8 protein-coding genes are annotated in these 10,959 nt (G+C 70.3%); 7 read left to right on the top strand and 1 reads right to left on the bottom strand.

All coding sequences use genetic code 11. The features are described 5' to 3' along the window. Nucleotides 1-228: 228 nt before the first annotated feature. Nucleotides 229-1,470 (top strand): multidrug effflux MFS transporter, encoded by a 1,242-nt coding sequence (locus tag B9Y95_RS14035; protein ID WP_205858686.1) that lies wholly within the window; start codon nt 229-231, stop codon nt 1,468-1,470. 210 nt (nt 1,471-1,680) lie between these two features. Here B9Y95_RS14035 and B9Y95_RS14030 read toward each other — a convergent pair whose 3' ends face one another. Continuing rightward, nucleotides 1,681-2,109 carry a YchJ family protein gene (locus tag B9Y95_RS14030; protein ID WP_085512611.1) on the bottom strand — a complete coding sequence of 143 codons (429 nt, stop codon included), beginning with the start codon at nt 2,107-2,109 and terminating at the stop codon, nt 1,681-1,683. Nucleotides 2,110-2,271: 162 nt separating this feature from the next. On the opposite strand from B9Y95_RS14030, the gene B9Y95_RS14025 reads away from it, so the two are divergent. The 6 genes from B9Y95_RS14025 to B9Y95_RS14000 all read left to right on the top strand — a co-directional run bounded on the left by B9Y95_RS14025 (nt 2,272) and on the right by B9Y95_RS14000 (nt 10,922). Continuing rightward, nucleotides 2,272-3,057 carry a phosphatase PAP2 family protein gene (locus B9Y95_RS14025; protein ID WP_234994111.1) on the top strand — a complete coding sequence of 262 codons (786 nt, stop codon included), beginning with the start codon at nt 2,272-2,274 and terminating at the stop codon, nt 3,055-3,057. A 306-nt stretch (nt 3,058-3,363) separates the two neighbouring features. Further along, nucleotides 3,364-4,416 (top strand): LacI family DNA-binding transcriptional regulator, encoded by a 1,053-nt coding sequence (locus B9Y95_RS14020; protein ID WP_085512609.1) that lies wholly within the window; start codon nt 3,364-3,366, stop codon nt 4,414-4,416. A gap of 43 nt (nt 4,417-4,459) precedes the next feature. Continuing rightward, nucleotides 4,460-5,512, top strand: coding sequence for a LacI family DNA-binding transcriptional regulator (locus tag B9Y95_RS14015; protein WP_085512607.1), 1,053 nt, complete (start codon nt 4,460-4,462; stop codon nt 5,510-5,512). 91 nt (nt 5,513-5,603) lie between these two features. Next, nucleotides 5,604-7,112, top strand: coding sequence for an arabinosylfuranosidase ArfA (gene arfA / locus B9Y95_RS14010; protein WP_085512604.1), 1,509 nt, complete (start codon nt 5,604-5,606; stop codon nt 7,110-7,112). A gap of 209 nt (nt 7,113-7,321) precedes the next feature. Beyond that, complete coding sequence (locus B9Y95_RS14005) at nt 7,322-8,833, top strand: cryptochrome/photolyase family protein (RefSeq protein ID WP_085512602.1); 1,512 nt, start codon at nt 7,322-7,324, stop codon at nt 8,831-8,833. Nucleotides 8,834-8,900: 67 nt separating this feature from the next. Continuing rightward, nucleotides 8,901-10,922, top strand: a complete 2,022-nt coding sequence (locus B9Y95_RS14000) for a helicase HerA-like domain-containing protein (RefSeq protein ID WP_085512599.1) — start codon at nt 8,901-8,903, stop codon at nt 10,920-10,922. The last annotated feature ends 37 nt before the right edge of the window (nt 10,923-10,959 follow it).

Here is a 10,959-nt window from a genome sequence, read left to right as displayed (position 1 = left end):
ATCAGCCTAGCGAACGTCGTGAAACGGATGCTGGGCGGTCGTCTGGGAGTCGTCGAGACGACCGCGCTCCCCAGGGGCTGTGGAGTGAGGTCGGCGCCGATCGGTCGTCCGGGGGTGTCGCGAAAACGCGTCCCCGGCTGCTAGCCTTGACGCCGCTTCTCGAATCGATTCGACATCGGTTCGGACCACCCCTCCCACCCCCGCACCTCGCTAGGAATCCGTTCACCAGTGCACACCGCAGGAATCACCGTCGTCCACCCCGGGGACTCGCTCTCGGGCAGGCAGCGCCTCGTCTACATCCTCGTGCTCGGCGCGCTCACCGCGCTCGGGCCGTTCACCATCGACCTCTACCTGCCGGCGTTCCCGATCCTCGAACAGGACCTCGACGTCCCGGTCAGCCTCATCCAGCTCACCCTCACCGGGACCACGATCGGCTTCGCGGTGGGTCAGCTCTTCATGGGGCCCTGGAGCGACAAGGTCGGCCGGCGTCTCCCGCTCATCCTCGCGACGAGCATCCACATCCTGGCCTCGGTCGGCGCGGCGTTCGCGCCCGACATCGGGTGGCTCATGGTGTTCCGCGTGCTGCAGGGTGCCGGTGCGGCGGCCGGTGGCGTCGTCGCGATGGCGATGGTCCGCGACCTCTTCGGCGGCAAGCCGCTCGTGCGGATGCTGTCGCGACTCGCGCTCGTGAACGGGCTCGCACCGATCGCCGCCCCGGTCATCGGGTCGCAGCTCCTCCTCGTCCTCGACTGGCGCGGACTCTTCGTGTTCCTCGCCGCCTACGGACTGTTCGTGGTCATCGCGGTGTCGCTCTGGATCGTCGAGACCCTGCCGCCGGCGCGGCGTCGCGACGCCGGACACAGCACCGTCCGCGACCGCTACCGCTCGGTGTTCAGCGACCGCGTGTTCGTCGGTGTCGCCCTCATCGGTGGCATGAGCTTCTCGGGCCTGTTCGCCTACCTCTCGAGCTCGTCGTTCCTCTTCCAGGAGGTCTACGACTTCGACGCGCAGGAGTACGGTCTCCTGTTCGCGGTGAACTCGCTCGGCATCGTCGCCGGCGTGCAGATCTCGTCCCGCCTCATGCGCTGGTACGGGCCGCAGTGGATCCTCGCGTGCACGACCATCGTGCAGCTCATCTCGGCGGTCACGATCGTCGCGCTGACGATGGCCGACGTCGGGCTGTTCGGTGTGCTGGTGCCGCTGTTCTTCTTCATCCTGTCGTGCGGCTTCGGCTTCCCGGCGGTGCAGGTGCTCGCACTCGCGAACCACGGGCACGAGGCCGGGACGGCGGCGTCGCTCCTCGGGGCCCTCAACTTCGGCCTCGCGGGGCTCATCTCGCCCATCGTCGGGGTGCTCGGGATCGGTACCGCGATCCCCATGGGTGCCGTGATGGCCGCGACCTCGGTCGTGTCGGTGTGTGCGCTCTGGTTCATCGTGCAGCCGAAGAAGGTCCCCGCCCTCGCCGGCTGACCTGGTGGGTTGCGCCAGCGCGGTGCGCTGACGTGAGCGCGGTCCTGTGGCGTGAGCGCGGGTCTCCGGAGCGGTGCGCTCACGGCTGCGCCCCGCGGTCACGCCGGTTCGCGGTCACTCGGATGGCCGCACCGCGCTGACGCCGGTTCGGGGCGGTTCGGGCCAGCGCACCGCGCCGGCTCGGGGCCGGATCGGGCGAGCGGGTCCCGGTCAGGCGGAGGGGTCCACGCCGTCGACGTACGTCCACGCGCCGGTGTCCTTCGAGAACCGACTCCGTTCGTGCTGGCTCCCCGCCGAGCCCCGCACGCCGGGAACCTTGTGGTGCGCGACGAACTCGACCATCCCCTCGGTGTCGAGCAGCCCACCGCGGGAGGTCGCGACGATGTCGAGCCGGTACCAGCGGAGCGAGCCGTCCAACTCGAGCGACGCCGGCCTGGTCGACGGATGCCACGTGCGCAGCAGGTACTCCGCGTCGCCGACCGCGAAGGCCGAGAACCGCGACCGCATGAGCGCCTCCGCGGTCGCCGCCACCGACTCGCCTCGGTGCAGGCGCCCGCAGCAGGCGCCGTACGTCTCACCGGACAGGCAGGGGCACCGCGCGTCGTCGGCGAGGGCAGCGGTTCGGGAGTCGGTCGTCACCGCTCCAGTATCGCCCGTCAGGCGCGCCCGTCGTGCCCGTCTGACGTCGGCCGCCACTGCCCGTCCGCGCGTATCCGGCGGCGCATCGGCGCGGTGATCAGGGCTTCATCCTCGTGGTGCAAGCCCACGCGTGAGACATGGCTGACACGGCATGATGGGACGATGACGGCACCCGACGACCACGACGACCCAGCAGCCGCACCGGCTCCCGAGGTGCACGAGGCGGTCTCGCCAGCCCTCGACGAGTCGGGCGCACTCGCGATGGATCCGGACCCGGCGTCGATCCGGCCCGATCCGAAGCTCGCGGCGAAGGTCTCCCGGCGATGGCCGTTGATCAGCGGCGCGATCGCCGTGGTCCTCGTCCTCCTGCTCGGCGTGCTGCTCTTCCAACGTGGCCCGAACGCCCCGTTCGGGTTCGACGAGGAGTGGATGCAGGAGGTCCTCGAGGAGCGTTCGCCGTGGCTCGTCCAGGCTGCGCTCGTCATGAACTGGCTCGGTGGCGGGGTCGTCGCGATCTTCGTCGTGCCGCTGCTCGGGATCGCCGTCCTCCTGCTGTTGCGCCGTCCATGGGCCGCCCTGTACTTCGCGCTCGTCTCCGCCCTGAGTGCCGGAGCGGTGCAGATCATCAAGAACATCGTCGGTCGGTCGCGGCCCGAGGACATCCTCGTCCACGCGGACTTCGGTTCGTTCCCCTCGGGGCACAGTGCGAACGCGGCGACCATCGCCGTCGCGTTCGGGATCATCTTCCCGCGGGTCTGGGTGTGGCTGATCGGTGTCGCCTACACGCTGCTGATGATGCTGTCGCGGACCTATCTCGGTGCCCACTGGGTGAGTGACACGATCGGTGGGCTGCTGCTCGGTGCCGGTGTCGCGCTCATCATCGCGGTGCCGTTGCTGCACCGGATGTCGACCGAACCGAAGAAACGGGTCCCGCTCACCGGCGGCTGACCGGTAGGACGCCCGTCGCTCGACGCCTGTCGTCTACCCCCCCGTCGTTCGTGTTCGGTCCCTGACGCCAGCGCGGTGCGCTGACCCCAGATCGATCGAATCGGTGTGAGCGCGGGCCATGCGCGTGACCGCACCCCTCCGGAGGCCGGCGCCCACGCGTCTGACCCGCGCTCGCGTGGGCGCACCGCGCTGGCCGGGGCCACTGACCCGCGCTCGCGTGGGCGCACCGCGCTGGCGGCCACGACACCCCGTGCCGGCGGAGCGGTAGTCTGCTGACAGCCGTGAGCCGGCCGGGGGAGGAGACGCGTGTCGATCACGATGCACGACGTCGCCGCCCGCGCGGGTGTCTCGATCAAGACCGTCTCGAACGTCGTCAACGACTACCCGCACGTGAGCGACGCGACCCGCTCCAAGGTCGAGCGGGCGATCGCCGAACTCGGCTACCGCCCCAACCTCTCGGCCCGGAGTCTCCGCTCAGGTCGGTCCGGCGTGATCAGCCTCATCATCCCCGACCTCCGCAACGCCTACTTCGCGGAGCTCGCCGACGCGGTCATGCGTCAGGCTCGTGCGCGCGGGCTCTCGGTGCTCATCGAGCAGGTGGCCGGCGGACGTGACGTCGAGCTCGAGATCCTCCGCGGGCCGCGCATGCAGCTCGTCGACGGCATCCTCTACAGCCCGCTCAGCCTCGACCGCGACGACAGCGCGCTGCTCCCGGACGGGCCCATGGTGATCCTCGGTGAGCAACTGTTCGACGGCGACCGCGACCACGTGACGATGGCCAACGTCGACGGAGCCCGCGCGGCGACCGAACACCTGCTCGCGCAGGGCAGACGCCGGATCGTCGCGCTCGGCACCGACCCGCACGACACCCTGGGCCCGGCCGCCCTCCGCCTCCAGGGGTATCGGGAGGCGCTCGAAGCCGCCGGCATCCCCGCCGATCCGGCCTACGTCAGCACCGTCGTCAGCTGGCACCGCAGCGACGGGGCGAACGCGATGCGCGAGGTCATCGCCGCAGGCCTGCCGTTCGACGGCGTGGTCGCCTTCAACGATGCGATGGCCCTCGGCGCCATGCGCGTCCTGCAGGACGCCGGGCTCCGGATCCCCGACGACGTCGCGATCATCGGCTTCGACGACCTGGACGAGACGCGCTACGCCCTCCCCACCCTGTCCACGGTCGACATCGGCCGGGAGGAGATCGCCGAGCGCGCCGTCGAGCTCCTGATCGAGCGGATCGCCGCACCCGGGCAGCCGGAGGCTCCGCGCGCGATCGTCAGCGGCTTCCTCGTCGTCCCGAGGGAGTCCACCGGTTCCTTGATCGCCCACACGCCCGGATCCGGGGCCGCTCCTTCAACGTTGTAGAGTGCGTACTGGGCGGCCGGGCATGCCGCCGCCGAGGAGGATCATGGCGACCACCCTGCACGACGTGGCGAAGCTCGCCGGGGTGTCCGCCAAGACCGTCTCGAACGTCGTCAACGACTACCCCCACATCAAGCAGGCGACGAAGGAGCGGGTGCTCGCGGCGATCGCCGAGCTCGGCTACCGCCCGAACCTCTCCGCACGGGGGCTCCGCTCCGGCCGGTCCGGCGTCATCAGCCTGATCATCCCCGACCTCCGGAACTCCTACTTCGCCGAACTCGCCGACGCCGTCATGCACGCCGCCGACCAGCTCGGCCTGTCGGTGCTGATCGAGCTGAGCGGCGGCGACCGGGCGCGCGAGGCCGAGTTGTTGCGCGGCGCACGACTCCGTGCGGTCGACGGCGTCCTCTACAGCGCGCTCCACCTCGGCGACGAGGACCTCGCCGTCGTGGAGGAGGTCACCATCCCGATGGTGCTCCTCGGTGAACGCATGTTCAACGCTCCGAACGACCACGTGACGATGCGCAACACCGAGGGAGCGCGTGCCGCGACGGAGCACCTGATCGCGCTCGGTCGGACGCGGATCGTCGCCTTCGGAGCGCACCGCGCCGACATCGTCAGTTCGGCCAGTCTGCGTCTCGCCGGCTACCGAGCCGCGCTGGACGCTGCCGGCATGGTGTTCGATCCTGCGCTCGTCCGAGAGGTCCCGGTCTGGGGCCGCTTCGATGGAGCGGTCGCGATGCGCGCGATGCTCGATGAGGGTGTCGCGTTCGACGGCATCGTCGCGTTCAACGACGCCCTGGCGCTCGGAGCCATGCGGGTCCTGAGTGAACGAGGCGTCGCCATGCCCGACGAGGTCGCGGTCATCGGCTTCGACGACATCGACGAGGGTCGGTACTCCCTGCCGTCGCTGTCGACGATCGCACCGGGGCGGGAGCAGATCGCCCGGACCGCCGTGTCGCTGCTCATCGAGCGGATCGCCGGGGGAGTCGACGACGTGCCTCCCCGTCGGGTCTACGCCGACTTCGAACTGGTGCGACGCGAGTCGACCGCGACCTCGCCGGTCGGTGCCGATTCCTCAGCTGCAGACGTGTCTTGACAGCTGCCGATCGGCGCACGAGACTGCTTCTACAACGTTTACCTTCAACGTTGTAGAAATCTGGACGACGTCGTCCCCGGAGAGGACCCCAATGACCACCGCACGCATCGCCATCGACCCGAATGCCACGGTCGCCCCCGTCAACCGCCGGATCTTCGGCTCGTTCGTGGAGCACCTGGGACGCTGCGTCTACGACGGCATCTACGAGCCCGGTCACCCCACCGCCGACGCCGACGGTTTCCGCGGCGACGTCGTCGACCTCGTCACGGAGCTCGGCACGAGCACCATCCGCTACCCCGGCGGCAACTTCGTCTCCGGCTACCGCTGGGAGGACGGCGTCGGGCCGCGCGAGAACCGCCCCGTGCGCCGCGACCTGGCCTGGCACTCGCTCGAGACCAACCAGGTCGGCGTCGACGAGTTCGCCAAGTGGTGCAAGCTCACCGGCAGCGAGATGATGATGGCCGTCAACCTCGGCACGCGGGGGGTGCTCGAAGCGCTCGACCTCCTCGAGTACACGAACCACCCGAGCGGCACCGCGCTGTCCGACCAGCGGATCGCGAACGGCGCACCAGAGCCCTACGGCATCAGCATGTGGTGTCTCGGTAACGAGATGGACGGGCCGTGGCAGGTCGGCGCGATGTCGGCCGACGACTACGGCAAGCTGGCCGCCCGGACCGCGTCCGCGATGAAGATGGTCGACCCGAAGCTCGAACTCGTCGTCTGCGGTTCGTCGAGTTCCTCGATGCCGACCTTCGGCGACTGGGAGCGCACCGTCCTCGAGCACAGCTTCGACTCTGTTGACTACATCTCCTGCCACGCGTACTACCAGGAGCGCGACGGCGACCTCGGGTCGTTCCTCGCGTCGTCCCTCAACATGGAGTACTTCATCCGGACGGTCGTCGCGGCCGCCGACCACGTGCAGCACAAGCGTCACTCCGACAAGCAGATCCAGCTCTCGTTCGACGAGTGGAACGTCTGGTACCTCGACGAGTGGAACGCGATCGAAGGCACGATCGAGGAGTGGGCTTACGCGCCCCGCCTCATCGAGGACGTCTACTCGGTCGCGGACGCGGTCGTGTTCGGCAACCTGCTGATGACGCTGCTCAAGCACAGCGACCGCGTCGGTTCCGCGAGCCTCGCGCAGCTCGTGAACGTCATCGCCCCGATCATGACCGAGCCGGGCGGTGGCGCCTGGCGGCAGACGACGTTCTTCCCGTTCTCGGTCACCAGTCGGCTCGCGTCGGGTGTCGTGCTCGCGCCGCGCATCGAGGTCGCTACCTACACCACGAAGGTCCACGGCGACGCGCCACTCGTCGACTCGGTCGCGACGTACGACGCCGAGGCCGGGACCGCGGCCGTGTTCCTCGTGAACCGCCACCAGGACGAGGCGATCACGGTGACCGTCGACGTCTCGGCGCTCGGCGTCGGTTCGATCGTCGAGGCGAACGGCATCCACGACGAGGACGTCTACGCGAAGAACACGATCGACGACCGCGAGCGCGTCGGTCTCGTCGCGAACGAGAGCGCGTCGCTCGCCGACGGCTCCCTGACGATCACGCTCCCGCCCGTGTCGTGGACGGCGGTCGCGCTCGGCGCCTGATTCGCGCTCGGCGCCTGGTCGGGTCGCGGGTCTGTGGGTGCCGGCGCGGTGCGCTGACGTGAGTGCCGGGGAGTCGGCGCCAGCGCATCCCGGCTGCGTGAGCGCAGGTCTCCGGAGACCCGCGCTCACGCGCGCGCGGCGCGCTCACGTCAGCGCACCGCGCTGAGCAAGCCCCCGGCGGTGTGTCTCGTCACGCGTAGCCTGAGGCGATGGACACCATTGGCCGGAGCGCCGCCGAGCGCGACGACGAAGCGACCCCTCGTCGGCGATGGATCCTCACCGGCCAGCTCGGCCCGGCGTTCGACGACGGCGGACCGACCCTGCTCATCGAATCGAAGTCCACCTTCAACAAGCGACCGATGCACCGGGCGAAGGCGCACCTCTTCCTCTCGGCCATCCGACATCGTGCGGCGGAACTCGGCGAGCGGGCGGAGTTCCACCAGGTCGACCGCTACGAGGAGGTCGTCGAGGTCGGCGCCGACCTCGAGGTGATCGACCCGCCCTCGTGGACGGCTCGGCGCTTCGTCCGTGAGCGCGGACTCCGGGTGCTCCCGAGCCGCGGCTTCGTGACCTCGGAGCCGGACTTCGCGGCCTGGGCGTCGACGCGGGACGGCAAGCGGCTCCTCCTGGAGGACTTCTACCGCACGGTGCGGGAGCGGACCGGGATCCTCATGCGCGGCGACCAGCCGGAGGGCGGCCGCTGGAACTACGACCACGACAACCGCAACCCGCCGCCGAAGGGAGCCGCCCGGCTCGGTCTGCCCGAGCCGCTCTGGCCCGAGGAGGACGACATCGACGCGGAGGTCCGGGAGGACCTCGACCGGTGGCAGCGCGACGGACTGGTCCAGCTGGTCGGCGACGACGGGCCCCGGCGCTTCGCGGCCACCGCGGCCGAGGCGGAGGCGGCGCTCGCGGACTTCATCGAGACGCGGCTGGGTGACTTCGGACCGTTCGAGGACGCCATGCTCGGCGGCGACTGGACGATGGCGCACTCCCTGCTGAGCGCGCCGCTCAACCTCGGCCTGCTCGACCCGCGCGACGCCGTCGAGACCGTGGTCGCCGAGTACCACGCCGGTCGCGCACCGCTGTCGAGCGTCGAGGGCTTCACCCGCCAGATCATCGGCTGGCGCGACTACGTCTGGCATCTCTACTGGCACCTCGGCGAGCCGTACCGGACGAGTCACAACGCCCTCGGAGCACACGAGCCGCTCCCACGTCAGTTCCGCGAACTCGACGCCACCGCCATCCAGTCCAACTGCCTCCGCGAGACGATCGACGGGATGCGTCGCCACGGTTGGGCGCACCACATCCAGCGGCTCATGGTGCTCGGCAACTGGGCCCTGCAGCACGGATACGACCCGGTCGCACTCAACGACTGGTTCATCGACATGTTCGTCGACGGCACCCCCTGGGTGATGCCCGCGAACGTCATCGGCATGTCGCAGCACGCGGACGGCGGCATCGTCGCGACGAAGCCCTACGCCTCGGGCGGTGCGTACATCGACAAGATGTCCGACTACTGCGGTGGGTGCGTCTTCAATCCCAAGGTGCGGCTGGGCGAGGACGCCTGCCCCTTCACCGCCGGGTACTGGGCCTTCCTCGACCGCGTGGAACCGCGCATCCGGCAGAACACCCGCATGGCGCAACCGCTGGCCGGGATGCGGCGACTGTCCGACCTGCGTGCCGTCGTCGACCAGGAGCGCATCCGCGAACAGTGGTGATCGGAGCAGCCGCCTCGCCCTCGCGCGACCCCTCGACCCGTGGGGAACGCGTCGCTAGGCTCGGCACATGACGCCCAGTGATGCAGCATCCGACCCACAGATCGCCGCACTCCAGGCTGCCGCCGCCCACGCACAGGCCGAGCTCGAAGCCGCCCAGGCGCAGGCGGCGCTCGCCGCAGCGAAGGTGAAGGCGGCCGAGGCGGCAGCGGCGCTCGCCGGGGCCGGGATCACCGCGTCGGGCGGTGCCTCGGCGGCGGCGTCACCGGTCGAGCCGGCGGGCCCCGGATCCGAGAGTGACGCGCCGGCCGCCGAGGCCCCAGCCGATGTCCCGGCGGACGTCCCAACCGACGACGCGGCCGGTGGCGACACCAGCAGCACGGCCCCCAGCAGCAGCGGCGACGGCGCCAGCAGCACCGATGACCTCAGCGCCGACACCATCGGCCCGGGCCCGCTCGGCCTCGACGACGTGCTGAAGATCCGCGACGGCTACCTCGTGCACGGCCCGGCGCTCGAGATGGGTGCCCTGGTCAACGGCGAACCGCTGCCCGGTGTGCAGGTCCGCATTCCGCTCAGCGTCATGAACCGGCACGGGCTCGTCGCCGGCGCCACCGGAACCGGGAAGACCCGCACGCTCCAGGGCCTCGTCGAGCAGCTCTCGGCCGCCGGTGTCCCCGTGTTCGCCGCGGACATCAAAGGTGACCTCTCGGGCATCGCGACCCCGGGGGAGTCGAACGAGAAGCTCCTCGACCGCACCCGCGGCATCGGCCAGGACTGGACGCCGGCCGCCACCCCGACGGAGTACTTCGCGCTCGGCGGCGTCGGCAAGGGCGTCCCGATCCGAGCCACCATCGCCGCCTTCGGCCCGTTGCTGCTGAGCAAGGTCCTCGGCCTCAACGCCACGCAGGAGTCCAGCCTCGGCCTCGTCTTCCACTACGCCGACAAGGCGGGCCTGCCGCTCCTCGACCTGAGCGACCTGCGCGCGGTCCTCACCTACCTCGCGAGCGACGACGGCAAGGGCGAGCTGCAGGAGCTCGGTGGGCTGTCGGGCGCCACCGTCGGGGTGATCCTGCGCGAGCTCATCACCTTCGCCGACCAGGGCGCCGACGTCTTCTTCGGCGAACCCGAGATCGACACCGCCGACTTCATCCGCCTCGACCCGAGCGGGAAGGGCATCGTCAGTCTGCTCGAGGTGCCGGGCGTCCAGAACCAGCCGGCCCTCTACTCGACGTTCCTCATGTGGTTGCTCGCCGACCTCTTCAACACCCTCCCCGAGGTGGGCGACCCCGAGAAACCGAAGCTCGTGTTCTTCTTCGACGAGGCGCACCTGCTGTTCCGCGACGCGTCGAAGGACTTCCTCGCCCAGATCACGCAGACGGTCAGACTCATCCGGTCGAAGGGTGTCGGCATCTTCTTCGTCACCCAGACGCCGAAGGACGTCCCGGGCGAGGTGCTCGCGCAGCTCGGCTCGCGCGTGCAGCACGCCCTCCGGGCCTTCACCCCGGACGACGCGAAGGCACTCAAAGCGACCGTGTCGACCTACCCGACCTCCGGCTACGCGCTCGGCGAGGTCCTCACCTCCCTCGGCACCGGTGAGGCGGTCGTCACCGTGATGAACGAGAAGGGGGCGCCGTCGCCGGTCGCGTGGACGAGACTGCGGGCGCCGCAGGGACTCATGTCGCCCAGTGCCGACACGGCGATCGACGCGGCGATCGCGGCCTCACCGTTGCTCGCGCGGTACGGGACGCCCGTCGACCGTGAGTCGGCGAGGGAGATCCTGACCGCGAAGCTCGAGGAGGCGAACCAGGCTGCGCTCGCCGCCGAGGCCGAACTCGAACGGCAGCGCATCGCGGCGGAACTCGCGAAGCAGCAGGCCGCCGCCGACAAGGCGCAGGCCGCGGCGCAGAAGAAGGCCGACGCCGAGTACGAACGGTTGCTCCGGAAGACCGCCGGCACGACCCGCCGGACGTCGACGAGGTCGTCGTCGACGTCGACGAAGAGTCCGCTCGAGGAGATCCTCGGGTCGAAGGCGACGCGGTCGATCCTCACCGGTGTCGTCGAGGGCATCTTCGGGACGCGTCGCCGCCGCTGAGCGGCTGCCCCGTTCCTCAAGCGGTGTCCCGTTCCCC

Source organism: Plantibacter flavus, from assembly GCF_900177615.1.
Taxonomy (GTDB): domain Bacteria; phylum Actinomycetota; class Actinomycetes; order Actinomycetales; family Microbacteriaceae; genus Plantibacter; species Plantibacter flavus.
This window is presented reverse-complemented; position numbering and strand designations above follow the sequence as displayed.